This window comes from Streptomyces sp. NPDC039430, assembly GCF_055639435.1.
In genome coordinates this window covers 491,295-516,489 of sequence record NZ_JBVKAK010000003.1, presented here as the reverse complement: position 1 = coordinate 516,489, position 25,195 = coordinate 491,295, and the positions used below count along the sequence as shown (strand labels likewise).

Sequence of the window (25,195 nt, the reverse complement as noted above, 5' to 3'; positions counted from 1 at the left end):
CGGGGAAAACCACTCGAAACGGTGACCCCGGCACCTATCTGCCGGGCGGCGCCCTCACACCGCCCGAAGGCGGCCAGAAAGCGGCCCGGGGACAGCCCGGAGGCGGCCCGGGGTCAGGGGCACTCGGCCGGTCCCTGTCCGACGGACAGGTGTCAGTCCGTGCTGCCCTTCTCGGTCTCCTTGGCGAGACGCCCGAGCACCTCGTCGTAGATGCGGTTCAGGCCCTTGGGGGCGAAGGTCCGCTCGAAGAAGCCGCCGATGCCGCCCGCGCCGTCCCAGACGGTGGTGACGACGGCCTTCGAGCTGCCCTCACCGGCCGGGGTGACGGTCCAGGTGGTGACCATGGAGGAGTTGCGGTCCTTCTCCACGAGCCGGCCGTCGCTGGGCTCGGTCACCTCCAGCAGACAGTCGCGGACGCGCTTGCTGGTGGCCTGGAGCCTCCAGTGGACGAGGGTGCCCTCGCCGTCGCCGCCCTCCCGCACCTCGTACTCGCTGAAGTGTCCGGGCAGAAGCTTCGCGCGGGTGTTCTCGTAGTCGGCCAGAGTGTCGAACACCGTCTCCGGGTCCGCCGCGATGATTCGCTCCGTCGTGGCCTCGACCTGCGCCATGGCTTTCCTCCAGCACTCGTTTTCCGGTGGGGTGCGGCCAGCCAACCACCCTCCGGTACGCCCGCCCAAATCGCGGTTGCGGCGATCAAGGGAACATGTGTTCTATTCTGTCGTCAGTGCTACCGAGGAGGCACCCATGCGCTGGGACAATCTGGTCGAGAACGCCTCGACGACCGGGCCGACCGGGCCGACCGGGGACATCGCGCTCTTCGGCACGGACGCCGTGACCACCCGTACCTTCGACACGCCCGAATTCCGGGGCATCACCTTCCACGAGATCCGCGCCCGTTCGATCGTGAACCGCGTGCCGGGCGCGTCCCGTATGCCGTTCGAGTGGACGGTGAACCCGTACCGGGGCTGCACGCACGCCTGTGTGTACTGCTTCGCCCGCAAGACCCACAGCTATCTGGACCTCGACACGGGGCTCGGCTTCGACTCCCAGATCGTGGTCAAGATCAACGCGCCGGAGCTGGTACGCCGCCAGCTGGCCTCCCGCCAGTGGCAGGGGGCCCATATCGCGATGGGTACGAATGTCGACTGCTACCAGCGCGCGGAGGGCCGCTACCGGCTGATGCCGGGGATCATCACGGCCCTGCGCGACCGCGCGAACCCGTTCTCCATCCTCACCAAGGGCACCCTGATCCTGCGCGACCTCGAACTGCTCCGGGAGGCCGCGGCCGTCACGGACGTGGGCATCTCGGTCTCCGTCGGCTTCGTCGACCAGGAGCTGTGGCGCACGGTCGAACCGGGCACGCCCTCGCCCGAGCGACGTCTCGACGTCGTACGGGCGATGAGCGACAACGGCATCGGCTGCGGAGTGCTGATGGCGCCCGTGATCCCCTTCCTGGGCGACGGGCCCGACCAGCTGCGGGCGACGGTGCGCGCGATCGCCGCGGCGGGCGCGACGTCCGTGACCCCGCTCGTCCTGCATCTGCGGCCGGGCGCGCGCGAGTGGTTCATGGCCTGGCTGACGCGGCACCACCCGCATCTCGTGGCGCGGTACGAGCGTCTTTACGCGGAGGGCGCGTACGCGCCCAAGTGGTACCAGCGCCGGATCACCCGGCAGGTGCATGAGCTGGCCGACGAGTTCGGCATCGGCCCGGCGAGCCGGGGCGAGGCACGGCGGATCACCGTGCCACGGGACCCGGACCTGCCCGGCCTGCCGATCAGGCCGGTGGCGACGGCCCCGGAGCCGGGCGCCACCCAGCTCACACTGCTGTAGGCCGTGGCCGGGAGCCGCCGGTCGGGACACCCTCGTGGCCCGTTGTCAGTGGCGTCGGCGAGGATGGCCCCATGACGGAACTCACGCATCTGCGCTCCCCCGCCGGCGTCGCACCGGGCAACGGCTACAGCCATGTCGTCTGGGGCACCGGCCGGTTCGTCGCGGTCTCCGGCCAGTGCGCGTTCGACGAGGAGGGCGCCCTCGTGGGCGAAGGCGATCCGGCCGCCCAGGCGCGCCAGGTGTTCGAGAATCTGCGCCGCTGTCTCGCCGCGGCCGGCGCCTCGTTCGACGATGTGGTCAAGCTGACGTATTTCGTCACCGACGTCGCCCATCTGCCGGCGATACGGGAAGCACGGGACGCGGTGATCGACACGGCGCGCCCGCCGGCCAGCTCGGCGGTCCAGGTGTCCGCGCTGTTCCGTCCCGAACTGCTGCTGGAGATAGAGGCGTTCGCGATCGTCCAGGACTCCGGCCCGCTTTCTTGAGGGCTCGGTTCGCCTCCGGGAAGGCCGCACCAGGAACCCAGCCCGCGGGTCGGGCCGGAGGTGCGCTACGCGAGGCGGCTGAGCGCGGCGGCCGCGGCGGTGGTCAGCCTCGGGTGGCGCCAGGCCGCCTCCAGGGCGGGGCGCGCCCGGTCGTCGCCGAGCAGGCCCAGCCCCTCGACGCAGGCGAGCGCCACCCGCCAGTGCGGTTCGCCGGGCGTCAGCAGCCGTTCCAGCGTGCTGATCAGCGCCGGTACGGACTCGGGCGCGCGCAGTTCGGTGAGCAGCCGTACGGGGTGGAGCGCGTAGGCCGTACGCAGCCCGTTGGTGGCGAGCGCGGCGGCGGCTCTGGGGGTGCGCGGGTCGCCGAGCCGCGCCAGGGCGTACGAGGCGGAGACGCAGCGCTCCGGATCCCGGTGGTTGAGGAGCAGCACCAGCGTCTCGAAGGCCCGCCGGTCGCCCGCGCAGCCGAGCCGGAAGGCCGCGATCTCCCGGGCCCACAGGGGCTGTTCCGGCGCGACGAGTACATGGGCCAGGGCCTCGGGATCCTCGGTGGCGATCAGCCGCTCGCAGGCGGCTGAGCCCCGGGACTCGTCCCGCACCCGGTCCGCGAGCGAGCGGAAGTCCTCGTCCATCGGTCCAGCGTATCGATCCGGCGGATCGCCGTGGGCACCAAATAGCGTGCTCCACCGGCCACTTCGCGCCTGAGCGAACGATTCCGGCCGTCCGTGACACGGCACACGGCGTCCCAGCTATGGCGCGCTCGTTACTCGTCGGTTAGCCTCAGATGAGCGGATAACCTCCGCGGCTTTCGACGGCCTGGTGACGCGGCCGTCGTGAGTGCTGTCGGTTCAGCACGGCCGTGTGCGGCCAGGTACGGCCACGCACTGCCTTCAACGGCGCTGTACGGCGCGACTCCGGAACAGAGTCCGCCGGCCACACCGCCGCCGCACCTCCGCGACCCGCACGCGCTCGCGCGTCCGGCGCCCGGCGCTCGCCGCGCGCCCTCAGCCGTCACTCTCATCCCCTGGAGTCCCGTGATGGACATCCCTCTCTCCACCATCGCCGTCGTCGGCCTCGGCACGATGGGCACCGGTATCGCCGAGGTCCTCACCCGGGCCGGGCACGAGGTCATCGGTATCGACATCAGCGACGCCGCCGCCCTCCGGGCCGCCGCGGCGCTCGACGCGTCCACCGCGCGGGCCGTGGAACGGGGGCGGCTCGGCGAGGAGGAGCGGCGGACCGTGCTCGCCCGGTTCCGTACCTTCTCCGATCTCCGGGCCGCCGCCGACGCCGGGCTGGTGATCGAGGTCGTGCCGGAGTCGTACGAGACGAAGCAGCGGGTCTTCCGCGAGCTGGACACGATCGTCAGCCCTGCCACGATCCTGGCGACCGGCACCAACGCGCTGTCGGTGACCCGGCTGGCCGCCGACTCCGCGCACCCCGAGCGCGTCCTCGGCCTGCACTTCTTCAACCCCGCGCCGGCGATGAAGCTCGTCGAGGTGGTCTCGTCGGTCCTCACCTCGCCACAGGCCGTCGCGGCCGTCACGGCCCTCGCCCGGGAGCTGGGCAAGGAGCCGGTCGCGGTGGGCGACCGGCCCGGATTCGTGGCGGACGGGCTGCTCTTCGGCTATCTCAACCAGGCCGCCGCGATGTTCGAGGCGAAGTACGCCTCCCGCGAGGACATCGACGCCGCGATGCGGCTGGGCTGCGGGCTGCCGATGGGGCCGCTCGCCCTGATCGACCTGATCGGGGTCGACACCGCCCGTACCGTGCTGGAGGCGATGTACGCCGCGTCGCACGACCGGCTGCACGCCCCCGCGCCGGTCCTCGGCCAGCTCAGCGAGGCCGGGCTGACCGGCCGTAAGTCCGGGCGCGGTTTCTACACGTACGAGGCGCCGGGCAGCGGCACGGTCGTGCCGGACGCGCTCACCCCACGGGCCGGCCGGGAGGGCGGCGCCGGGCGGCCCGTGCGCTCGGTGGGGGTGGCGGGCTCGGGCACGATGGCGAGCGGGATCGCGGAGGTCTTCGCCACGGCGGGATACGACGTCGTGCTCGCCGCCCGCACCCCGGAGAAGGCCGAGGGCGCCGTGTCCCGTATCGCGAAGTCCCTGGACCGCTCGGTCGGCAAGGGGCGGATGACGGCCGAGGCGCGCGCCGACGCGCTGGCGCGGATCACCCCGGCCGGTTCGCTCGACGCGCTGTCCGGGGTGGACCTCGCCATCGAGGCGGTGGCCGAGGATCTGGAGGTCAAGCAGCGGTTGTTCGCCGCTCTCGACAAGGTCTGCCGGCCGGGCGCGGTGCTGGCCACCACCACCTCGTCCCTCCCGGTGATCGCCTGTGCCCGCGCGACCTCGCGCCCGTGGGACGTGGTCGGGATGCACTTCTTCAATCCGGCCCCGGCGATGAAGCTCGTGGAGGTGGTCCGTACGGTCCTCACCTCCGACGAGGCCGTGGCCACCGTCCACGCCGTGTCCACGGCCGTCCGCAAGCACCCGGTGGACTGCGGCGACCGCGCCGGGTTCATCGTCAACGCGCTGCTCTTCCCGTATCTGAACAACGCGATCAAGATGGTCGAGGAGCACTACGCGACGCTGGACGACATCGACGCCGCGATGCGGCTGGGCGGCGGCTATCCGATGGGGCCGTTCGAGCTCCTCGATGTGGTCGGCCTGGATGTCTCGCTGGCCATCGAACGGGTCCTGCACCGCGCGTTCCGGGACCCGGGGCTGGCCCCCGCGCCGCTGCTCGAACACCTGGTGGCCGCGGGCTGCCTCGGCCGCAAGACGGGCCGCGGCTTCCGCGAATATGCCCGGCGCTGATCCGGGCGCGGGCTGGGGCGGGCTGCTCGATCCGGCGGATCGGGCACCGGACGGTACGGCGCCGGGGACGGCGTCCGGCACGACCGCCGGCGCGGCGGGCGGACCGCCGCCCGCGGGGGCCGGCGGTCCGCCCCCACAGGCGCGCTCTCCTGCGCCGATGCAGTACGTTCACCTCATGTCCCAGCCCGCCAAGCCCTCCCGTACGAACTCCAGGACCGACGTTCCCGAGAGTGCCGCCGGTACCCGCGCCGCCGCCCAACGGCTCAAGATGCGCCGTGAACTGGCGGCCGCGGCCATGGAACTGTTCGCGACCAAGGGGTACGAGGCGACGACCGTCGACGAGATCGCCGCGGCGGCGGGGGTGGCCCGCCGTACCTTCTTCCGGCACTTCCGCTCCAAGGAAGAGGCGATCTTCCCCGACCACGACGACACGCTCGTACGGGCGGAGGCGGTCCTCAACGCCGCCCCCGCCCACGAGCATCCGCTCGACACGGTCTGCCGTGGCATCAAGGAGGTCATGCGGATGTACGCGGCCTCCCCCGCGGTGTCCGTGGAGCGTTACCGGCTGACCCGTGAGGTGCCCACGCTCCGGGAGCGCGAGATCGCCTCGGTGGCCCGCTACGAGCGGCTGTTCACCCGCTATCTGCTGGGCCACTTCGACGAGCGCGACCACACCGACGGCAATGACGACCCGCTGCTGGCCGAGGTGGCCGCGTCCGCCGTCGTCACCGCGCACAACCATGTGCTGCGCCGCTGGCTGCGGGCCGGCGGCCAGGGCGACGTGGAGGCACAGCTCGACCACGCCTTCGCGATCGTGCGCGACACGTTCGGTACGGGCATCGGCGCGGGCCGGACCATCGGCGGCAAGCCGGAGCATCTGGCGGCCTCGGCACGGACCACCGGGGACGTCCTGGTGGCGGTGGCGCACACCGACGCCCCGCTGGACGAGGTCATGCGCACCATCAGGCAGGCGCTCAGGAACGCCTGAGCCCCCGCCGTCACCCGGCGCACAGCGACCCGGCGCACCGGACCCGCGAGGTCCGGTGCGCTGTCGTGTACCGGCCCCGTCTCCACCGGCCCCGCCTACGCCATGCGCTCGCTTGACCGCGCCCGGTGATATTTGTCGCGGAATGGGCGGTAGACATTGCTCATGCGTGCCCTACGGGTGACAAACGAGAGAAATTGTTGGCACCCAGTGCCTTGTCAGCTGTCACAGGGTGCCATAACGTGAAGGTGTCCGGCTGTTCCCGCAAGCCCTCTCGCTTGTGCGCCAGGACGCCTGCGTCACAGGCACCTCCCGCGCCCACCCGGCGCCGCCGATCAGCACGGAGCGGCTCGATCAGCACGCGTACCCGCCGAACCGACGGCACACCTCCACCGCACCAGCAAGCAGCCCCCGCATCTCGCACCCTCAGCTTCGCCGGAGGCAACACCGTGAAGGAAATCCTGGACGCGATCCTTTCGCCGGACAGTACGTCCGCCGACTTCGCCGCACTGCCGCTGCCCGGTTCGTACCGGGCGGTGACCGTGCACAAGGACGAGACGGAGATGTTCGCCGACCTCCCCACCCGGGACAAGGACCCCCGCAAGTCACTCCATCTCGACGAAGTGCCGGTGCCCGAACTCGGCCCCGGCGAGGCCCTGGTGGCCGTCATGGCCAGCTCGGTCAACTACAACTCCGTCTGGACCTCGATCTTCGAACCGCTGCCGACCTTCGGCTTCCTGGAGCGGTACGGCAAGCTCAGCGAGCTGGCCAGGCGACACGATCTGCCGTACCACATCATCGGCTCCGACCTGGCGGGCGTGGTGCTGCGCACCGGGCCCGGTGTCAACGCCTGGCACCCGGGCGACGAGGTCGTCGCGCACTGCCTCTCCGTCGAACTGGAGTCGTCCGACGGCCACAACGACACGATGCTCGACCCCGAGCAGCGGATCTGGGGCTTCGAGACCAACTTCGGCGGTCTGGCGGAACTGGCGCTGGTGAAGTCCAATCAGCTGATGCCCAAGGCCCGCCACCTCAGCTGGGAGGAGGCCGCCGCCCCCGGGCTGGTCAACTCCACCGCGTACCGCCAGCTGGTGTCCCGCAACGGCGCGGGGATGAAACAGGGCGACAACGTGCTGATCTGGGGCGCGAGCGGCGGACTCGGCTCGTACGCCACGCAGTTCGCGCTGGCCGGCGGCGCGAACCCGGTCTGTGTGGTCTCCAGCGACCGGAAGGCGGAGCTGTGCCGGGGCATGGGCGCCGAGGCGATCATCGACCGCGGCGCCGAGGAGTACCGGTTCTGGAAGGACGAGCACCACCAGGATCCGCGCGAGTGGAAACGGTTCGGCAAGCACATCCGCGAGCTGACCGGCGGCGAGGACGTCGACATCGTCTTCGAGCACCCGGGGCGCGAGACCTTCGGCGCGAGCGTGTATGTGACCCGCAAGGGCGGCACGGTCGTGACCTGCGCCTCCACCTCCGGCTACACCCATGAGTACGACAACCGCTATCTGTGGATGTCGCTGAAGCGGATCATCGGCTCGCACTTCGCCAACTACCGGGAGGCCTGGGAGGCCAACCGGCTGGTCGCCAAGGGAAAGATCCATCCCACCCTGTCGAAGGTGTACGCGCTGGAGGACACCGGCCAGGCCGCGTACGACGTGCACGGCAACCGTCATCAGGGCAAGGTCGGCGTGCTGGCGCTGGCGCCGCGCGAGGGCCTCGGGGTGCGCGACGAGGAGCTGCGCGCACGCCATCTCGACGCCATCAATCTGTTCCGCGACGCCCCGGTGGAGCGGACCGCCCCCCATACCCGTGACAGCTGAGGGTTCCTCATATGCCTGACCGCCAGAAGGACCGGCCCTGGCTCATGCGGACGTACGCCGGTCACTCGACCGCCGAGGCGTCCAACGAGCTGTACCGGCGCAATCTCGCCAAGGGACAGACGGGCCTGTCCGTCGCGTTCGACCTCCCGACGCAGACCGGCTACGACCCCGACCACATCCTCGCCCGCGGCGAGGTCGGCCGGGTCGGGGTGCCGGTCTCGCACCTCGGCGACATGCGCCGGCTGTTCCAGGACATCCCGCTGGAGCGCACGAACACCTCGATGACCATCAACGCCACCGCCATGTGGCTGCTGGCGCTCTATCAGGTGGTCGCGGAGGAGCAGGGCGCGGACATCGGCCGGCTCCAGGGGACGACACAGAACGACATCGTCAAGGAGTACCTCTCGCGCGGGACGCATGTCTTCCCGCCGGGGCCGAGCCTGCGGCTGACCACGGACATGATCACGTACACGGTGAACCACATCCCCAAGTGGAATCCGATCAACATCTGCAGCTACCACCTCCAGGAGGCCGGGGCCACTCCGGTCCAGGAGATCGCGTACGCGATGTCCACCGCGATCGCCGTGCTGGACGCGGTGTTCGCCTCCGGCCAGATCCCCGAGGAGCGCAAGGGGGACGTGGTCGGCCGGATCTCGTTCTTCGTCAACGCGGGTGTCCGGTTCATCGAGGAGATGTGCAAGATGCGGGCCTTCTCCCGTATCTGGGACCGGATCACGCGCGAGCGGTACGGCATCGAGGACGCCAGGCAGCGCCGCTTCCGCTATGGCGTCCAGGTCAACTCCCTGGGGCTGACCGAGGCCCAGCCGGAGAACAACGTCCAGCGGATCGTCCTCGAAATGCTCGCCGTGACGCTCTCCAAGGACGCGCGCGCCCGCGCCGTACAGCTGCCCGCCTGGAACGAGGCGCTGGGGCTGCCCCGCCCCTGGGACCAGCAGTGGTCGCTCCGTATCCAGCAGGTGCTGGCGCACGAGAGCGATCTGCTGGAGTACGCGGACATCTTCGACGGCTCGCGGGTCGTCGAGGCCAAGGTGGCGGACCTGGTCGCCGAGTCCTTCGCCGAGATCGACCGGATCGAGGCGATGGGCGGGGTGATGACCGCCGTCGAGTCCGGCTATCTCAAATCGCGGCTCGTCGCCTCGCACGCCGAGCGGCGGGCGCGGATCGAGTCGGGCGAGGAGAAGATCGTCGGCGTCAACTGCTACGAGTCCACCGAGCCCAGCCCGCTCACCGCCGATCTCGACACCGCCATCATGACGGTCGACCCGGCGAACGAGGCCGGGGTGGTGGCCGCTCTCCAGAGCTGGCGGGTCAACCGCGAGGAGGCGCGGGCCACCGACGCGCTGACCGCTCTGAAGAAGGCGGCCGCGGGCACCGGCAATCTGATGGCCGCCACGCTGGAGTGCGCGCGGGCCGGGGTGACGACCGGTGAGTGGTCCTGGGCGCTGCGGGATGTCTTCGGCGAGTACCGCGCGCCCACGGGCGTCGGCGGCGCCCCGGTCGCGGTCGCCGCGGAGACGGGCACCGCGCTCGCGGCCGTACGGGAGAAGGTGGCCCGTACCGCCGAGGAGCTGACCTCGGCGCCGGGCGCGCCGGGCGGCGGGAGGCGGCTGCGGCTGCTGGTCGGCAAGCCCGGTCTCGACGGGCACTCCAACGGCGCGGAACAGATCGCGGTCCGCGCCCGCGACGCCGGCTTCGAGGTGGTCTACCAGGGCATCAGGCTGACGCCCGAACAGATCGTCAGCGCCGCGCTCGCCGAGGACGTGCACTGTGTGGGCCTGTCGATCCTGTCGGGCTCGCACGCGGCGCTGGTGCCCGAGGTCCTCGGGCTCCTGCGCGAGGCGGGCGCGGGCGACATCCCGGTGATCGTCGGCGGGATCATCCCGAACGCCGACGCCGAGGAGCTGCGGGCGGCCGGAGTGGCCGCCGTCTTCACCCCGAAGGACTTCGGGATCACGGAGATCATCGGCCGTATCGTCGACGAGATCCGCACAGCGAACAAGCTCGACCCATGGGAGGTCCCCGCATGACCGCGCCTGCTACCACCGAGACGGCCGGAACCGCCGCGAGCCGGCTGCGTCCGCGCCGCTCGTGCCTCGCCGTACCGGGGTCGAACCCGCGCTTCCTGGAGAAGGCCCAGGGACTGCCGGCCGACCAGGTCTTCCTGGATCTGGAGGACGCCTGCGCGCCGCTCGCCAAGGAGGGCGCCCGGCACACCATCGTCGACGCGCTCAACAAGGGCGACTGGACGGGCAAGATCCGGGTCGTCCGGGTCAACGACTGGACGACGCACTGGACCTACCGCGATGTGATCACCGTCGTGGAGGGCGCGGGACACAATCTCGACTGCGTCATGCTGCCGAAGGTCCAGGACGCCCAGCAGATCATCGCCCTGGATCTGCTGCTCACCCAGATCGAGAAGACGATGGGCTTCGAGGTCGGCAGGATCGGGATCGAGGCGCAGATCGAGAACGCGAAGGGCCTGGTGAACGTCGACGAGATCGCCGCCGCCTCGCCGCGCCTGGAGACGATCGTCTTCGGTCCCGCCGACTTCATGGCGTCCATCAACATGAAGTCACTCGTCGTCGGGCAGCAGCCGCCCGGCTATGGCGCGGACGCGTACCACTACATTCTGATGCGCATTCTGATGGCGGCCCGCACCCACGATCTCCAGGCGATCGACGGCCCCTACCTCCAGATCCGCGATGTGGACGGCTATCGCGAGGTGGCGCGCCGGGCGGCGGCGCTGGGCTACGACGGCAAGTGGGTGCTGCACCCGGGCCAGATCGAGGCGTCGAACGAGATCTTCTCGCCCTCGCAGGAGGACTACGACCACGCCGAGCTGATTCTCGACGCGTACGAGTACTCCACGTCGGAGGCGGGCGGCAAGAAGGGCTCCGCGATGCTCGGCGACGAGATGATCGACGAGGCGAGCCGCAAGATGGCGCTGGTCATCTCGGGCAAGGGCCGGGCCGCGGGGATGCGGCGCACCACCTCGTTCGAAGCCCCGGAGGCGTGACGATGCGGTTCGGACGCACCTTCGAGGAGTTCGAGGTCGGCGCGGTCTACAAGCACTGGCCGGGCAAGACGGTGACGGAGTACGACGACCATCTGTTCTGTCTGCTCACCATGAACCACCACCCGCTGCACCTGGACAGCAACTACGCGGAGAAGACGACCGACTTCGGGAAGAACGTCGTCGTGGGCAACTACGTCTACTCGCTGCTGCTGGGCATGTCGGTGCCGGACGTCTCCGGGAAGGCCATCGCCAATCTGGAGGTGGAGTCGCTCAAGCACGTCGCGCCGACCTTCCACGGGGACACGCTCTACGGCGAGACGGCCGTGCTGGAGAAGACGCCGTCGCGTTCGAAGAGCGACCGCGGAATCGTGTACGTGGAGACCCGGGGCTACACGCAGGACGGGACGCTGGTCTGCGTGTTCAGACGCAAGGTGATGGTCCCCACCGAGGCGTACATCAAGGAACGCGGCGGCGAGCAGCCCGGCCGCCCCGAGCTGCGGGAGAAGTGACAGAGACATGAGCCGACTCGCCCAGACAGCCGGACTGACCGACATTCAGCGGGAGATCCTGGCCACCGTAAGGGACTTTGTCGACAAGGAGATCATCCCGGTCGCCACCGAGCTGGAGCACCGCGACGAGTACCCGGACCGGATCGTCGAGGGGCTCAGGGAGCTGGGACTGTTCGGGCTGATGATCCCCGAGGAGTACGGCGGCCTGGGCGAGTCCCTGCTCACCTACGCGCTCTGCGTGGAGGAGATCGCCCGGGGCTGGATGTCCGTCTCCGGCATCATCAACACCCACTTCATCGTGGCGTACATGCTCAAGCAGCACGGCACCGAGGAGCAGCGGGCCACGTTCCTGCCGCGGATGGCGGCGGGCGAGGTCCGCGGCGCGTTCTCGATGTCGGAGCCCGGTCTCGGGTCCGACGTCGCGGCGATCACGTCCAAGGGGACCAGGGACGGCGACTCGTATGTACTGAACGGCCAGAAGATGTGGCTGACCAACGGCGGCACCTCCCATCTCGTCGCCGTGCTGTGCCGCAGCGACGAGGGGCACCCGGAGGGCACGGCTCCGCACAAGTCGATGACCACGTTCCTGGTCGAGAAGGAGCCCGGCTTCGGCGAGGTGCGGCCCGGACTGACCATCCCCGGGAAGATCGACAAGATGGGCTACAAGGGGGTCGACACCACCGAGTTGATCATGGACGGACTGCGCATTCCGGCCAATCGGGTACTCGGCGGGACCACCGGCCGAGGGTTTTACCAAATGATGGACGGCGTCGAGGTCGGCCGGGTGAATGTCGCGGCGCGTGGCTGCGGGGTCGCACAGCGCGCCTTCGAGCTGGGCGTCTCGTATGCCCAGCAGCGTCACACTTTCGGCAAACCCATCGCCCAGCATCAGGCGATCCAGTTCAAGCTGGCGGAGATGGCCACCAAGGTCGAGGCCGCCCATGCCATGATGGTCAACGCGGCACGCAAAAAGGACTCCGGGGAACGAAACGACCTGGAGGCAGGGATGGCGAAGTACCTCGCCTCCGAGTACTGCAAGGAAGTCGTCGAGGACGCCTTCCGCATCCACGGCGGCTACGGCTTCTCCAAGGAGTACGAGATCGAGCGCCTCTACCGCGAGGCCCCGATGCTGCTGATCGGCGAGGGTACCGCCGAGATCCAGAAAATGATCATCGGCCGCCGACTGCTGGAGGAGTACCGATTCCAGGGATAATTGTCGCTTTCATCCGGGTTTAATGGCGAAGAAGATCACACCCTGTCGCCCTCTGGCGCTGGCTTCAAGCCGCTCGACTCGGGCCCTGGCTTGCTCAGTTGCGTGCCGAAACCAGTACCATCGCTGGAAAGCCGCCGCCGTCCCCCCGTTGCCAGCGCGGCATCATCCGCTACGAAGGTCATCCATGCCCCACAGCCAAACCTCTGCACCACGCGTTAGCTTCCTTGGTGGACGCCTCGCCCGCGGAGCATCGCCGTGGCTCCTGCCGACCGTCGCCACCGCGGCGATCGGTCTTGTCCGCGCACGTCACTCGAAGCGCGCAGCGGTCCTCGCTGTGCCCGCCACCGCGCTCGCGGCGGGCATGCTGTGGTTCTTCCGCGACCCCGAGCGCGAGATCACGCAGGGCCGGGTCATCTCCCCGGCCGACGGTGTGGTGCAGAGCATCATGCCGTGGAAGGACGGGCGCACCCGGGTCGCCATCTTCATGAGCCCGCTGAACGTCCACGTCAACCGCGCGCCCCTCGCGGGGACCGTGACATCCGTGGAGCACATCCCCGGCGGATTCGTTCCGGCGTTCAACAAGGAGAGCGAGAACAACGAGCGCGTTGTCTGGCACTTCGACACCGAACTGGGCGACATCGAGATGGTGCAGATCGCCGGCGCGGTTGCCCGGCGCATCGTGCCGTATCTGCCCCAGGGGACCAAGGTGGAACAGGGTGAGCGCATCGGCCTGATCCGTTTCGGCTCGCGCGTCGACATCTACCTTCCGGAAGGTGTCGATGTCGCCGTCGAGGTCGGTCAGACCACGACCGCAGGGGTGACTCGAATTGACCGTGATTGATCCCGATACGCAAGCAGGCTGGGCGGCCGAGGCCGAGGAGGAGGACGACGCGGAAGACATGCCGCTCTCTCTGCGGCTGTCGATAGCGGACACCCTCACGCTCGGTAACGCCACCTGCGGCTTCATGGCCGTCTACTTCACCACCACCGGCATCCTCATCCCGCATCTCACGGGCAGCGACGAGAGCGGCATGGCGCGGCACTCCGCCGCGACGGCCGTGATCCTGATGCTGGCGGCGGCGATCTTCGATCTCTTCGACGGGCTCGTGGCGCGCAAGCTGCGCAGCTCGCCGATGGGCGCGGAGCTGGACAACCTCTCCGATCTGATCAGCTTCGGCCTCGCCCCGGCGTATTTCGTACTGGTGTACGGGATGGTCGCGGACGACGCGCATCAACGGGTCTCCGCGCTGGCGGCGATCGTCGTCCTGCTGGCCGTCGTGCTGCGCCTGGCGCGATTCTCCTGCGTGACCATAAAGAACGGCATGTTCCAAGGGATGCCGAGCCCCTTCGGCGCCCTGACCGTCATCTCGATCGTCCTGCTGGAACTGCGCTTCGTACCGACGCTGCTCGCGATCATCGGGGTGGCCTGGCTGATGGTGAGCCGGGTCGAGTACCCCAAGCCGCGGGGCGTGCTCGCGGTGGCGATGCTCGGCTGGATCGTGGCCGCGATGGGGCTGCTGGCGGCCTGGGCGTTCGAGGCGCCGGGTGGTCAGCTGCTGCTCCAGACCGGCTGCGCGCTCCAGGTGGTGGCGGGAGCCGTGATTCCGCTCTTCGCCACGGCCCGGCGCGTGAACACGTTCCGTGGCAACCGTCGCGAGGCGCGCGCTGCGCATCGTGAGGCACGGGCGGCGCAGCTGCCGTAGCGGGGCTCTCGCCGTACGGCGAATGATCGTGAAGGGCCCGGACGCGAGCGCGCGTCCGGGCCCTCTCCGATGTGCTCCCTCTTCCGCGAGCCCCGACCCTCTGGAATGATCGGCCGCCATGACCGGGGGATCGATACATCAGCTTTTCGAAGAACAGGCACGGCGGACGCCCGACCATACCGCCGTCATCACCGACAGTGACCAGATCGGTTACGAGCGACTGGACGCCGAGGCCGGGCGGCTCGCCGCGTATCTCGCGTCGAACGCCGGACTGTCGGATTCCGGATCCACCGTCGCCATCTGTGCACGGCGCCCGGCCGAGGTGCTGGTGGCGATCCTCGCCGTACTGAAGGCGGGGCACGCGTATGCCGTGCTGGACCCGGATACTCCGGCCCAGGAACAGCACCGGTTACTCGGCCTCACCCGCGCCGAGGCCGTCATCACGGACGCGTCGCTGCTGCCACGGGTCGATGACGGCCGCGACCGGACGGCCATCTGTCTGGACACCGACGCGACGGCCATCGCCCACGCGGGACCCGCTCTCCGGGACGCGGGCGAGCGGGCGCCCGGCGGACCGGCCGCCGTCCTGCTCACGGCGGGAACGACGGGACGGCGCGTCGCTGTCTCCACCGGGCACGACCGGCTGCTCGCCGCGTACGCCGCCTGGTCCGAGGTCTACGGGGTGTCGCCGGAGGACCGGGTGCTGGTGACCGCGCCGCCCGCGACCACCGAGTTCACCGGCGGCTGGATACGCGCCCTGTGTTCGGGCGCGACGCTGGTGCTCCCCGAGCGGCCGGTGACGGCCGGCCGGATCACCGCGGAGCGGGTCACGGTCGCCGATATGAGCCCCGCGACCGCCACGCGGCTGCTGGACGAGGAGCTGCCGTCCCTGCGACTGCTCGCGGTGGGCGGCGCGCCACTGCGACTCGATGAGCAGCTGAGGCTCCAGGCGCTGCTGCCGGCCACCGGGGCACGGGTGCTGAGCGTGTACGGGACGGCGGAGGTGGCCGGCTGCGGTACCTGGTTCGAGCCCGAGCAGCTGCCCGGCCCCGTGGCGAACCCGGAGCGAGCCGCCTATCTGGGGCTGCCGTTCCCGGGGTGCGCGGCCGAACTGCGCAAGGGGCGGATCTGGCTCACGCCGCCTGAGGGCGGCGACGCCGTACCCACCGAGGACGTGGGACGGCGGCAGGGCGAAGGACCCCTGGAGTTCCGCGGCAGGGCGGCCGACCGGGTCATGATCGACGGCAGGACGGTCGACACCTACCGGGTGGAGACGGCGCTGGCCGGTCACCCGCATATCCAGGACGTGGTCATCACCGGAGACCGAGGCCGCACCGGAAGCCGTCTGATCGCGTTCGTGGTGCCGAGCGCCGGGGCACCGTTCGGCGCCGCCCCGGAGGCGGCCTCCCTGCGGGCCGGGCTCACCGGCCTGGTACCGGCGGGCGACGTCCCGGCGGCGGTGGTACGCCTCAGCGAGCTGCCGACGAACGCGGCGGGGAAGGTGAACCGGGAGAAGCTGCCACTGCCGCCGGTCCCGGGGGCCGTGCGCGCGAACGGCAAGAGCGGGTCGGGCGAGGACGCGACCGAGGGCGCGATCGCCGCCGTCGTCGGGGTCGGCGCCGGCTTTCTCGCCGCCGTGCTCACCGGCGTGATCTTCCCCGGGGCCACGGATGTGTCCGGGGTGCCGGCGCCCTGGAACGCGCTGTTCGTCCTGCTCTATCTGGCGGAGTGGCTCTCCTTCGCCGTCGGGATGGGGTTCCTGGCGGTGGGCCGGGGGGTGATGCTGCGCCGGAGCGAGTCCCGGGGACTGACGACCGCGGCCCATCTGGCGATCGTCTATCTGCTGGTGGCCTGGTGGCCGCAGGACAATCTCTACCGGCTGACCGCCAAGACCGACTGGCCGCGGCAGGCGGCTCTCGTCTACGCCTTCAACGTGCCGTTGATGATCGCGGCGCTGATCGTGCTGATCTGGGTGGTGGCGTCACTGCCCGCCATCAGACAGCGGGACCGGTAGGAGCGGCGAGGCCGGGAGGACCGCCAGGGCCCGGAGCTGCGGCGGGGCCGGTTACGGAGCGGCGGGTCCGCCGGTCCGGCCGGTGGTGGCGAAGATCCGGCCGAGGTCCTGCGCCGCGCCGCGGACCAGCGCCTCGGCCGCGTCGAGGCAGTCCGCCGTACGGGCGGCGAGCACGACACCCAGAAACGGGGCGGGGTCGAAGGCGGCCGTGGGGATCGAGGGCACGAGCACCGCACCGATCCCGGCGCAACGCCCCGTCAGCTCCTCCAGCCAGGCGATGAGTCCGGTGTCCGGGAGCCGGGCGCCGAGCGCGATGTGGTCCAGGGAGCGTACGAGATGATCGCCGCTCCTGGTCTCGTCGAGGCGGGCCTTCACCATGAAGGCGACGGACGGTCCCGTCAGCCGCAGATTGATCTCCGTCGGCGCGAGCCGGCCGGCCGTGGCGGTCACGAAATCGACGTCGTACCAGCCGCGGTAGCCGCTCGCGGCGAGTTCGAGGCCGACGGCGTGCCCGAACCGCAGGGCGACCGAGGCGGCCCGGTCCGGGACGGCACCGGGGCCGACGGTCGCGCCCCGGTAGGCCGTGCCCGCCACGTCCATGCGCGCGGCGCCGACGTCGTGCACCGTACCGGCCGGGTCCACGAGGCCGTCGTAGGTGAGGTCGCGCGGGCCCCCGCCCCGGCCCGGCGCGGAGTCGTCCGTCCGGTCCGCCCCGCCCGCCCCTCCCGTCAGGTACTCCTCCACGAGGAGCGGGCCCCGGGGCAGCGCGCGCAGCACCGGCAGCAGAGCCCGTACGGATCGGACCACACGGGTACCGGAACCCCCCACGCCGTGCTCGGTCTTGACGACACCGCCCGCGCCGGAGCGGACCAGCGCGAGCAGCAGCCGGGCCGCCTCGCGGCGATGGGCGGCCGTCCGCTGAACGGGCACGGTGATGGCGGGATGCGCGGGGGCCAGCCGCTGGAAGAGGCCGTTGGCCGCGCTCTTGGACTCGTAGCGCAGGGCCCCGGGCGGGAGGGGCTCCCCGGACAGCTCACCGGACGGCCACGTGTGGCCCCACGGTACGAAGGGCAGCCCGAGCCCGCGCAGCCGGCGGGCGAGGGCGGGGCGGTCGAGGATCGCGGCGGCGAGCACGGGGCGCGGGGCCTCGTCGGCCTGGGGCACCTCGCCGACGTCGCGGGCCTCGCTGAAGTGGAGGGACCGGACGGCGGTGAGACCGTCGTACACCTCCAGCGAATCCCAGGCCAGTTGGCGGCACAGCAGCTCGGCCCAGCCCGGCGGCACGGTCACCGGCAGAACGACCACGGCCGGGTGCGGACTGCCCAGCGCGGCCAGGCAGGAGTAGTGTCCGCCCGCCCGGCGCGCGAGCGGGGTCAGCGCGCCGAACTGCGCCTGGAACTCCGCGCCGTTGCCGAGCTGAATGGTGCGTTGTCCGCGTGTCCAGGCACGTACCCAGGCCCTGCGCGGTGGCGGTTCCACCAGGAGCCGGGGCAGCGTGCCCCCGCCGGGGACGGGCCGCGCGCCCAGTGCCCGGTAGAAGTCCACCGCGTGCGGGTCGGAGTCGATGGTCAGCCGCTCGAAGCCCAACGCACGTGCCCTGTCCAGGACATGGGCGTACAGGGCGCGGCCGATGCCCCGGCCGATCGCATGGGGTTCGACGAAGAGCAGGCCGAGCGTGCCGTCCGGGGCCCGGCCCTCCAGCGAGGCGACACCCAGGGCCTCCCCCGATGTCCCGTCCTCGGCGACCGTCAGCCGACGGGCCGTCACCTCGTCTGCGGAGATGGTCAGTTCGTCGCGGCAGGCGGCCAGGAACGCGTCGTCGTAACCCCAGTGGGCCTTGGAGCGCAGTACCAGCGCGCTCAGCGCCGGCGCCTCGTCGGGGCGCGCTTCCCGTATCCGCACACCCCGACCTTAGGCCCTGGCCCGGGGCCTGTCCTCGTAATCCTGTTGACCAAGCCCTGTTGACCAAGTCCCGTTGACCAAGTCCTGTTGACCAAGTCCCGTTGGGGAAGTCCTGTTGAGGAAGTCCCGTTGACCGGCTGGGCTCAGAGCAGGAAGTCCCGCGCGATCTCCGTCGCGAGGCGCTCCAGCAGCGGGCCCGCCCGCTCCATGGAGACGGCCGGGTCCGGTTCCAGCCCGCTGAGGGCGTAGGCGCGGCGGATGCCCGCCCTGCCCAGCGCCTCGGGCGGGAGGGTCAGCCGGCCGCAGACCGCGATGACCTCGATATGCCGCGCGCGGGCCGCCGCCGCGACGCCCGCGGGGGCCTTGCCGTGCAGGGTCTGCTCGTCCAGGGAGCCTTCGCCCGTGATGACGAGCGTGGCCCGGGACAGGGCGTCGGCGAAGCCCAGTACGTCGAGCATGACCTCGATCCCGGGACGGAAGCCCGCGCCGAGTCCGACCAGCGCGCCGTAGCCGATCCCGCCGGCCGCGCCCGCGCCCGGCGAGAGCGCGAGATCGGCGGCGCGGGAGCCGATGGCCGCCTCCAGGACCCTGGCGTAGTGGGCGAGGGCCGCGTCGAGGGTGGCGACGTCCTCGGGGCTCGCGCCCTTCTGCGGCCCGTAGACCGCGGGGGCGCCCTTGGGACCGGTCAGCGGATTGTCGACATCGCTGGCGAGAACGATCTCCGTCCTGGCGAGCCGTTCGTCCAGACCGGAGAGGTCGGCGGTGGCCAGGTCGCGCAGCCCGCCGCCGCCCGGTCCGACCGGCTGCCCGGCCGCGTCCAGGAAGCGGGCGCCGAGGGCCGAGAGCATCCCCGCTCCGCCGTCCGTCGTGGCGCTGCCGCCGACGCCGAAGACGATGACGCGCGCGCCCGCGTCCAGCGCGGCGCGCAGCAGCTCGCCGGATCCGTAGGTGGTCGCCGTCAGCGGCGCGAAGACACCGTCGGGCAGACACTGGAGGCCCGAGGCCTCCGCCATCTCGACGACGGCCGTTCCGTCGCGCAGCGCGAAGGCCGCGGTCAGCTCGTCGCCGAGCGGACCGGTGACCCGTACCTCGCGCAGTTCGAATCCGGCGGCCACGGCCGCCGCGACCGTACCGTCACCACCGTCCGCGACGGGCAGGGTCTCCACCGCCACCTCGGGGACAACACGACGCAGCCCCGCCGTCACCCGCTCCGCGACCTGTACGGCCGTGAGCGACCCCTTGAACTTGTCCGCCGCGATGAGCACGCGTGCGGCTTCCGTTACTGCTCCGTCCGTCACCATGAATCCCTTTGCTCTTCGAACAGGCAGTCGCGCCGTCCCCGACCCTATCCGGACGGCGGCTCCCTGCACATAGGCCACCCTTGTGCGCCTATGGGCACCCGCGTGCGACACCGCTGCCCGCGCGCAGGACACGCCCTAGGCTTTCCCGTGTGACACACACCGATACGGATACCGGGACCGATACCGACTACGCCGCGTACATCGCGGGCCTCCCCCGCGTGCTCGCCGGCGCGGCCGTGCTGTTCAGGGACGGCGCGGGGCGCGTGCTGATCGTCGAGCCCAACTACCGCGACGGCTGGGCGCTGCCCGGCGGGACCATCGAGTCCGACGACGGCGAGACCCCCCGCCAGGGCGCCTGGCGGGAGACTCTGGAGGAGATCGGCCTCGACATCGAGCCGGGGCGGCTGCTGGCGGTCGACTGGGTACAGGGGCGGGCCCGGCCGCCGATCGCCGCGTATCTGTACGACGGCGGGGTGCTGGACGAGGAGCGGCTGGGGGCGATCCGGCTCCAGGAGGAGGAGTTGCTGTCGTGGCGGCTGCTCGACCGCGCCGAGATCCCGGCGTTCATGCCGGGCTCGCTCGGACTGCGCGTACTGGCCGCGCTCGACGTGCTGGAGTCCGGCGCGGGCACGGTGGAGCTGGAGAACGGGCACCGGCCCGGAGCGGCGTAACGTCCGGGCGGGGCGGGCGTACGGGAGGGCGGCGGGAGGGGCCGGGAAGGGGGTCCCGGCGGAGAGTTGACCTTCAGGTTGCCTGAACGTCGACAATCGCCGGCATGGACCTCGACACCAACAGCACCGCCCACCTCCTGAGCATCAGCGCCTTCGCCCGGCGCGTCGGCCTCACGCCGAGCGCACTGCGTTTCTACGACGACTGCGGTGTGCTGCGGCCCGCGCGCGTCGATACGACGACGGGCTACCGCTTCTACCGCCCCGACCAGGACATCCGGGCCCGGCTGCTGCGGAGCCTGCGCGCGGCGGGGCTGCCGCTGGCCGAGGTCACCGTCGTGCTCGACGGCGACGAGGACGAGGCCCGCGCCGTGCTGGAGCGGCACCGGAACACCGTACGGGACCGGACGCGGACGGCCGATGCCACGATCGAGGCGGTGCTGCGCTCCCTGTCCGGCGACGGAACGCGCGCGCGTTCCGGTGCCGGGGACGGGGCGGGGGACGGGGCGGGGGACGGGGCGGGGGACGGGGCGGGGGACGAGGCGGGGGACGAGGCGGGGGACGAGGCCGGGGCGGTCACGGTCGTACGGCTCGGCGGCGTGGAGCTGGCGAGCGCGTTCCGCCAGGTCGTGCCGGCCGCCGGGCAGGACCCGGAGCACCCGGAACTCGGCTGCGTGCTCGTCGAGATCGAGGACGGCGAGGTCCGGCTGGTGGCCACCGACCGCTACCGGCTGTCGACGCGGGTCCTGAGACCGGTGGGGGCGGTGGAGGGTCCCGCCCGCCGGCTGCCGCTGGCGGCCGGTTCCCTGCCCGGGATCGGGGCCTGGGCGGCGCGGTGCGCCGCCGTGACGATCGAGGCGGGCCCGGACGGGGTCACGCTGCACGAGACGGCGGGCACGGCGTCCCGCGAACTCCCCGTCTCGGCCGTCCTGTTCCCCGCGTACCGGGAGATGCTGTCCGCGCTGACACCGGCCCGGTACCGGCTGATCGTGAACCGGACCGCCCTGCTCGACGCCGTGAGCGACTGCGGCGAGACACCGGCGATCGTGCTGCGGCTGGGCGAGGACGAGGTGGCCGTCTCCCTGCCCGACGACTCCCGGGCCACGGCTCTGCCCGCTGTCTGCCCCGGCGAGCGGCCCCCGCCCATCGGCTTCGACCCCGCCGTACTGGCCCCGGCCCTGGAGGCGAGCGTCGGACCCGATGTCCTGCTGGAGATCGCCTCCGTCACCGAGCCGGTGGTGGTGCGCTCCGCCGACCAGGGCAGCTTCACCACCCTGGTGATGCCCGTCGGCCTCGGCGCCCCCGCGTTCTGATCCGCCGGGCCCGACCGCGTCGTCCGAGCCTGTCGGTAGGGCGACGCGTCGCCCTACCGGACGCGTCGGCACCACTGAAGGAATGAGGAGGGGACATGGACCCCGGGAACCCCGTCGTACAGCTCTGCGCGCAGGGCATGACGGCAGAGGCCGAGGGCCGGGAGGCCGACGCGCGCGAGCTGTTCCTCCGCGCCTGGGAAGCGGCCGCCGACGACTACGAGGCATGCGTCGCCGCGCACTATCTCGCCCGCCATCAGCCGACCCCGGAGGAGACTCTGCGCTGGAACCAGGAGTGTCTGACCCGCGCCGACCGGGTCGGCGACAACCGCGTCCGCGGCTTCTACGCCTCCCTGCACGGCAACATGGGCCGGGCGCAGCTCGCGCTCGGCCGGCCCGGAGCGGCCCGTACGCACTTCCGGGCGGCGGCCGGGCATCTCGACGACGTACCGCCCGGCCCGTACCGGGAATGGGTCCGGCTCTGCGTCGCCAGGGGGCTGCGGGCCACGGACGACGCGCCGACGGCGGATGATCCCGTCCGCGCGCTGCTGACGCGGCTGTGCGCACGCGCCGATCTCGAAGCGCTGAGCCTGCTCCTCCCCGCCTATATGGGCAGCCTCGGCGCACCGGAGGACGAGGAGCGCCTCACCGCCGCCCTGCGGATGCTCCACGCCGAGAAGCGGCTGCCCGCGCCGGAGCAGTCCGCGCTGAGCGCGGCCATCGCGCTGCGCTCCGCCTGACACGGGCGCGGCCCTGGGGGTGGGTGAGAGGCCGTCATATGTGACGGGCCGTCAGGGTCGGTTCCCCCACGTTCATTCCGCGTTGGCCCTCCGTGCACGGCGGCCCGGCATCATCCTGGAGTCCCAGGACTCGGAGGCATCATGCGAAGGCACTCGCGCGGCCGGTTCGCGGCCCTGTTCATGTCCGTGGCCGTCGTGTCGGGGGGCGTCGTGTCGGGGGTCGTCGCCGGTGCCAATGTCGGCACGGCGTGGGCCCTGTCCCCCTCCGAGACCGCGCGACCCGCCGGGCCCGCCGCGCGACCCGCCCTGCCCGCCTCGCCGCCCGGCCGCCCCGCCGCACTGCCCGACCGTATCGACGGCGGTACGTGGCGCTCGGGCCATCTCCAGGGCATGGCCGTCGACCGGCGCAAGGGCCGTATGTACTTCTCCTTCACCAACCTCCTGGTGAAGACGGACCTGGCCGGCAAGCCCCTCGGTTCCGTCACCGGCTTCACCGGACACCTCGGTGACCTGGACTTCAACGAGGAGGACGGACGGGTCTACGGCTCGCTGGAGTACAAGGCCGCGAAGGCGTTCTACATCGCGGTCTTCGACGGCGACCGCATCACCCGGATGAACATGGACGCCGCGTCCACCGACGTGGTCTCCACCGTCCATCTCCAGGAGGTCGTGAAGGACTACACGGCCGACATGAACGGCGACGGCGTATTCGACGGCGACACCGCCAACACCCCCGACCACCGGTACGGGTGCAGTGGGATCGACGGCGTCGCGTTCGGGCCCTCCTTCGACCGCGAGGGCGGTACGAAACTGACCGTCGCGTACGGGGTCTACGCGAACACCGGGCGCCAGGACAACGACAATCAGGTCCTGCTCCAGTACGACGTCCGGCGGTGGAGGCAGTACGAGCGCCCACTGACGGAGGACGCCCCGCACACGAGCGGCCCGTCCTCCCCCGACGGCAAGTACTTCGCGTACACCGGGAACACCACGTACGGCGTGCAGAACCTGGAGTACGACGCGGACAGCGGCAATTGGCTGATGGCCGTGTACAAGGGCACCAAGCCGGGCTTCCCGAACTACTCGCTCTTCGTCCTCGACGGCTCGAAGCGGCCCGTACCGGGCACCGTCCCGGGCCAGCGGCCCTCCGAGCGCGGGCAGTTGCTGACGCTCCTGCCGCGCGGACTGCATGACACGGCGTCCGGGGTGTACGGCTGGGAGTCGGCCGGACAGTACGGGCTGATCTCGCTGGGCGGTGGCCGCCATTACGTCGCCGAGGCCGGTACGGTCCAGGTCGACGGCGTCACCCAGCAGACCGGCCGCGCGGTCCTGCACCGCTGGACGGGTCTGACCCCGAACCCTTTCGCGCCCGTGACGCAGGCGCCGCCGGTGAAGCCCGTACCGCGCCGGTGACGCCCGCACCACGCCGGTGACGCCCGTACCGCGCCGGTGAGGCCGGGCAGCCGGTGACGGCCGCGGGGCCGGTGCAGCTCCCCTGACCGGCGGGGCAATCCGCTCGCGGCCCCCGGCGTCGCTGCGTACCCTCGCCGCATGACTCTCGTCGCGATCCTCAGCGGCGCCGGGATCTCCACGGACTCCGGCATCCCCGACTACCGCGGACCCAACGGCCTGTGGCGGCGCGATCCCGGCGCCGAGAAACTCGTCACGTACGACTCGTATATGACGGACCCGGAGATCCGCCGCCGCTCCTGGCGGATGCGGAGCGAGAGCCCCACACTGCGCGCCGAGCCCAATGCCGCGCACCGGGCGGTGGCCGAGCTGGCACGGGCGGGGACGGCGGTCCGGGTGATCACGCAGAACGTGGACGGACTCCATCAGCTGGCCGGTCTTCCCGCCCGCAAGGTCCTCGAACTCCACGGCACGGCACGCGCGGTGAGCTGTACGAGGTGCCATGCGCGCTCCTCGATGGAGGAGGCCCTCAAGCGGGTGGCGGCGGGTGAGCCGGACCCGCGCTGTCCGGAGTGCGGCGGGATCCTCAAGTCGGCGACGGTGATGTTCGGCGAGCGGCTCGACCCCGAGGTGCTGGCCCAGTCGATGGCGATCGCCAAGGCGTGCGAGGTGTTCCTCGCGGTCGGTACGACCCTTCAGGTGCAGCCCGCCGCCTCGCTCGCGGGGATCGCCGCCGACCATGGAGCCCGGCTGATCATCGTCAACGCGGAGCCGACGCCGTACGACGACCGGGCCGACGAGATCATCCGCGAGCCGATCGGTACGGCGTTGCCCGCGCTGCTGAAGAGGTTCCTTCCCGGCTGACCGGCAGGGGCGACCGGGGGGTGTCGTCAGAAGAGCGTGGCGGTGGCCGGGGCCTCGGTCGCCGCTCCTTCGAAGACCAGCAGCCGCTGCTTGCGGTCCAGACCGCCGCCGTAGCCGGTGAGTCCGCCGGTCGAGCCGATCACCCGGTGGCAGGGCACGATGATGCCGACCGGGTTCTTGCCGTTGGCCAGTCCCACCGCGCGCGAGGCGCCCGGTTTGCCGAGGAACTCGGCCAGTTCGCCGTACGAACGCGTCTCGCCGTACGGGATCCGCTGGAGCTGGGCCCAGACCTCGCGCTGGAACGGCGTGCCGTTCAGCCGCAGGGGCAGATCGAACTCGGTCAGCTCGCCGTCGAAGTACGCGCCGAGCTGGCGCACCACCTCGGGGAAGGGCCTCGGGTCCGGCTCCCCGAAGGTCTCCTCGGGCGGGCGATGCCGCTGGCCGACCATGTAGAGGCCGCTCAGCGCGCCGTCGGTGGCGACGAGGGTCAGTGGTCCGTAGGGGCTGTCGATCACGGTGTGGACGATGTGCCGTCCACGGTCCGGTGTCGTGGCCTTCGTTGCTGTCATGGTTCTCGTGCCT

General features: G+C 71.4%; 22 protein-coding genes. 17 read left to right on the top strand and 5 right to left on the bottom strand.

Annotation, left to right across the window (positions count from 1 at the left end):
• Window positions 1-152: 152 nt before the first annotated feature.
• Window positions 153-608, bottom strand: coding sequence for an SRPBCC family protein (locus ACZ7LS_RS11425; RefSeq protein WP_382522914.1), 456 nt, complete (start codon window positions 606-608; stop codon window positions 153-155).
• A 136-nt stretch (window positions 609-744) separates the two neighbouring features.
• Here ACZ7LS_RS11425 and ACZ7LS_RS11420 point away from each other — a divergent pair, with 136 nt between their 5' ends.
• Together ACZ7LS_RS11420 and ACZ7LS_RS11415 are read left to right on the top strand one after the other, a co-directional pair.
• Window positions 745-1,830 (top strand): Rv2578c family radical SAM protein, encoded by a 1,086-nt coding sequence (locus tag ACZ7LS_RS11420; protein WP_385129374.1) that lies wholly within the window; start codon window positions 745-747, stop codon window positions 1,828-1,830.
• Window positions 1,831-1,901: 71 nt separating this feature from the next.
• The gene (locus tag ACZ7LS_RS11415) at window positions 1,902-2,315 is read left to right on the top strand and encodes a RidA family protein (protein ID WP_382667818.1); all 414 of its coding nucleotides are present in this window, start codon (window positions 1,902-1,904) and stop codon (window positions 2,313-2,315) included.
• A 65-nt stretch (window positions 2,316-2,380) separates the two neighbouring features.
• On the opposite strand, the gene ACZ7LS_RS11410 is transcribed toward ACZ7LS_RS11415, so the two are convergent.
• Window positions 2,381-2,947, bottom strand: a complete 567-nt coding sequence (locus ACZ7LS_RS11410; protein ID WP_382522920.1) for an adenylosuccinate lyase — start codon at window positions 2,945-2,947, stop codon at window positions 2,381-2,383.
• A 405-nt stretch (window positions 2,948-3,352) separates the two neighbouring features.
• On the opposite strand from ACZ7LS_RS11410, the gene ACZ7LS_RS11405 reads away from it, so the two are divergent.
• The 10 genes from ACZ7LS_RS11405 (at window position 3,353) to ACZ7LS_RS11360 (ending at window position 16,418) form a co-directional block, all read left to right on the top strand.
• Window positions 3,353-5,134: a 3-hydroxyacyl-CoA dehydrogenase family protein gene (locus ACZ7LS_RS11405; protein WP_382873503.1), complete on the top strand. Its 1,782-nt coding sequence runs from the start codon at window positions 3,353-3,355 to the stop codon at window positions 5,132-5,134.
• Between the two features lie 175 nt (window positions 5,135-5,309).
• Window positions 5,310-6,122, top strand: coding sequence for a TetR family transcriptional regulator (locus tag ACZ7LS_RS11400; RefSeq protein ID WP_382522924.1), 813 nt, complete (start codon window positions 5,310-5,312; stop codon window positions 6,120-6,122).
• Window positions 6,123-6,568: 446 nt separating this feature from the next.
• Window positions 6,569-7,942 carry a crotonyl-CoA carboxylase/reductase gene (ccrA, locus tag ACZ7LS_RS11395; protein ID WP_385129371.1) on the top strand — a complete coding sequence of 458 codons (1,374 nt, stop codon included), beginning with the start codon at window positions 6,569-6,571 and terminating at the stop codon, window positions 7,940-7,942.
• A gap of 11 nt (window positions 7,943-7,953) precedes the next feature.
• Window positions 7,954-9,990, top strand: coding sequence for a protein meaA (locus tag ACZ7LS_RS11390; protein ID WP_382522929.1), 2,037 nt, complete (start codon window positions 7,954-7,956; stop codon window positions 9,988-9,990).
• Window positions 9,987-10,979: an HpcH/HpaI aldolase/citrate lyase family protein gene (locus ACZ7LS_RS11385; protein WP_382522932.1), complete on the top strand. Its 993-nt coding sequence runs from the start codon at window positions 9,987-9,989 to the stop codon at window positions 10,977-10,979. The genes ACZ7LS_RS11390 and ACZ7LS_RS11385 overlap by 4 nt, the downstream gene beginning before the upstream one ends.
• Before the next feature lie 2 nt (window positions 10,980-10,981).
• Window positions 10,982-11,488, top strand: coding sequence for a MaoC family dehydratase (locus tag ACZ7LS_RS11380; protein ID WP_382522935.1), 507 nt, complete (start codon window positions 10,982-10,984; stop codon window positions 11,486-11,488).
• Between the two features lie 7 nt (window positions 11,489-11,495).
• Window positions 11,496-12,701: an acyl-CoA dehydrogenase family protein gene (locus ACZ7LS_RS11375; protein ID WP_385129368.1), complete on the top strand. Its 1,206-nt coding sequence runs from the start codon at window positions 11,496-11,498 to the stop codon at window positions 12,699-12,701.
• A 184-nt stretch (window positions 12,702-12,885) separates the two neighbouring features.
• A complete protein-coding gene (locus tag ACZ7LS_RS11370; protein ID WP_129768100.1) occupies window positions 12,886-13,542 on the top strand; it encodes a phosphatidylserine decarboxylase in 657 nt (218 codons plus the stop codon).
• Window positions 13,529-14,404, top strand: coding sequence for a CDP-diacylglycerol--serine O-phosphatidyltransferase (gene pssA, locus ACZ7LS_RS11365; protein ID WP_382522941.1), 876 nt, complete (start codon window positions 13,529-13,531; stop codon window positions 14,402-14,404). The genes ACZ7LS_RS11370 and pssA overlap by 14 nt, the downstream gene beginning before the upstream one ends.
• A 118-nt stretch (window positions 14,405-14,522) precedes the next feature.
• The gene (locus ACZ7LS_RS11360) at window positions 14,523-16,418 is read left to right on the top strand and encodes an AMP-binding protein (RefSeq protein ID WP_385129365.1); all 1,896 of its coding nucleotides are present in this window, start codon (window positions 14,523-14,525) and stop codon (window positions 16,416-16,418) included.
• 51 nt (window positions 16,419-16,469) lie between these two features.
• Here ACZ7LS_RS11360 and ACZ7LS_RS11355 read toward each other — a convergent pair whose 3' ends face one another.
• Both ACZ7LS_RS11355 and ACZ7LS_RS11350 read right to left on the bottom strand, forming a co-directional pair.
• On the bottom strand, window positions 16,470-18,320 hold the full coding sequence (locus ACZ7LS_RS11355) for a GNAT family N-acetyltransferase (RefSeq protein WP_385129363.1): 1,851 nt from the start codon (window positions 18,318-18,320) through the stop codon (window positions 16,470-16,472).
• A 143-nt stretch (window positions 18,321-18,463) separates the two neighbouring features.
• Window positions 18,464-19,621, bottom strand: a complete 1,158-nt coding sequence (locus ACZ7LS_RS11350) for a glycerate kinase (RefSeq protein ID WP_385129361.1) — start codon at window positions 19,619-19,621, stop codon at window positions 18,464-18,466.
• Between the two features lie 149 nt (window positions 19,622-19,770).
• On the opposite strand from ACZ7LS_RS11350, the gene ACZ7LS_RS11345 reads away from it, so the two are divergent.
• The 5 genes from ACZ7LS_RS11345 (at window position 19,771) to ACZ7LS_RS11325 (ending at window position 24,613) form a co-directional block, all read left to right on the top strand.
• Window positions 19,771-20,292: an NUDIX domain-containing protein gene (locus tag ACZ7LS_RS11345; protein WP_385129359.1), complete on the top strand. Its 522-nt coding sequence runs from the start codon at window positions 19,771-19,773 to the stop codon at window positions 20,290-20,292.
• Between the two features lie 104 nt (window positions 20,293-20,396).
• On the top strand, window positions 20,397-21,602 hold the full coding sequence (locus tag ACZ7LS_RS11340) for a MerR family transcriptional regulator (RefSeq protein WP_385129357.1): 1,206 nt from the start codon (window positions 20,397-20,399) through the stop codon (window positions 21,600-21,602).
• 95 nt (window positions 21,603-21,697) lie between these two features.
• On the top strand, window positions 21,698-22,339 hold the full coding sequence (locus ACZ7LS_RS11335; RefSeq protein WP_385129355.1) for a hypothetical protein: 642 nt from the start codon (window positions 21,698-21,700) through the stop codon (window positions 22,337-22,339).
• Between the two features lie 141 nt (window positions 22,340-22,480).
• Entirely contained in the window at window positions 22,481-23,752 is a 1,272-nt protein-coding gene (locus tag ACZ7LS_RS11330) for a hypothetical protein (RefSeq protein WP_385129353.1), read from the top strand.
• Window positions 23,753-23,890: 138 nt separating this feature from the next.
• Window positions 23,891-24,613, top strand: a complete 723-nt coding sequence (locus tag ACZ7LS_RS11325; RefSeq protein WP_382522957.1) for an SIR2 family NAD-dependent protein deacylase — start codon at window positions 23,891-23,893, stop codon at window positions 24,611-24,613.
• Between the two features lie 26 nt (window positions 24,614-24,639).
• Here ACZ7LS_RS11325 and ACZ7LS_RS11320 read toward each other — a convergent pair whose 3' ends face one another.
• Window positions 24,640-25,182 carry a methylated-DNA--[protein]-cysteine S-methyltransferase gene (locus tag ACZ7LS_RS11320; protein ID WP_382522959.1) on the bottom strand — a complete coding sequence of 181 codons (543 nt, stop codon included), beginning with the start codon at window positions 25,180-25,182 and terminating at the stop codon, window positions 24,640-24,642.
• Window positions 25,183-25,195 lie beyond the last annotated feature (13 nt).

Bases quoted from the DNA above. Each gene is read 5' to 3' on its own strand.
- ACZ7LS_RS11425 (WP_382522914.1), bottom strand. From the start codon at position 608: ATGGCGCAGGTCGAGGCCACGACGGAGCGAATCATCGCGGCGGACCCG.
- ACZ7LS_RS11420 (WP_385129374.1), top strand. From the start codon at position 745: ATGCGCTGGGACAATCTGGTCGAGAACGCCTCGACGACCGGGCCGACC.
- ACZ7LS_RS11415 (WP_382667818.1), top strand. From the start codon at position 1,902: ATGACGGAACTCACGCATCTGCGCTCCCCCGCCGGCGTCGCACCGGGC.
- ACZ7LS_RS11410 (WP_382522920.1), bottom strand. From the start codon at position 2,947: ATGGACGAGGACTTCCGCTCGCTCGCGGACCGGGTGCGGGACGAGTCC.
- ACZ7LS_RS11405 (WP_382873503.1), top strand. From the start codon at position 3,353: ATGGACATCCCTCTCTCCACCATCGCCGTCGTCGGCCTCGGCACGATG.
- ACZ7LS_RS11400 (WP_382522924.1), top strand. From the start codon at position 5,310: ATGTCCCAGCCCGCCAAGCCCTCCCGTACGAACTCCAGGACCGACGTT.
- ACZ7LS_RS11390 (WP_382522929.1), top strand. From the start codon at position 7,954: ATGCCTGACCGCCAGAAGGACCGGCCCTGGCTCATGCGGACGTACGCC.
- ACZ7LS_RS11385 (WP_382522932.1), top strand. From the start codon at position 9,987: ATGACCGCGCCTGCTACCACCGAGACGGCCGGAACCGCCGCGAGCCGG.
- ACZ7LS_RS11380 (WP_382522935.1), top strand. From the start codon at position 10,982: ATGCGGTTCGGACGCACCTTCGAGGAGTTCGAGGTCGGCGCGGTCTAC.
- ACZ7LS_RS11375 (WP_385129368.1), top strand. From the start codon at position 11,496: ATGAGCCGACTCGCCCAGACAGCCGGACTGACCGACATTCAGCGGGAG.
- ACZ7LS_RS11370 (WP_129768100.1), top strand. From the start codon at position 12,886: ATGCCCCACAGCCAAACCTCTGCACCACGCGTTAGCTTCCTTGGTGGA.
- ACZ7LS_RS11360 (WP_385129365.1), top strand. From the start codon at position 14,523: ATGACCGGGGGATCGATACATCAGCTTTTCGAAGAACAGGCACGGCGG.
- ACZ7LS_RS11350 (WP_385129361.1), bottom strand. From the start codon at position 19,621: ATGGTGACGGACGGAGCAGTAACGGAAGCCGCACGCGTGCTCATCGCG.
- ACZ7LS_RS11340 (WP_385129357.1), top strand. From the start codon at position 20,397: ATGGACCTCGACACCAACAGCACCGCCCACCTCCTGAGCATCAGCGCC.
- ACZ7LS_RS11335 (WP_385129355.1), top strand. From the start codon at position 21,698: ATGGACCCCGGGAACCCCGTCGTACAGCTCTGCGCGCAGGGCATGACG.
- ACZ7LS_RS11330 (WP_385129353.1), top strand. From the start codon at position 22,481: ATGCGAAGGCACTCGCGCGGCCGGTTCGCGGCCCTGTTCATGTCCGTG.
- ACZ7LS_RS11325 (WP_382522957.1), top strand. From the start codon at position 23,891: ATGACTCTCGTCGCGATCCTCAGCGGCGCCGGGATCTCCACGGACTCC.
- ACZ7LS_RS11320 (WP_382522959.1), bottom strand. From the start codon at position 25,182: ATGACAGCAACGAAGGCCACGACACCGGACCGTGGACGGCACATCGTC.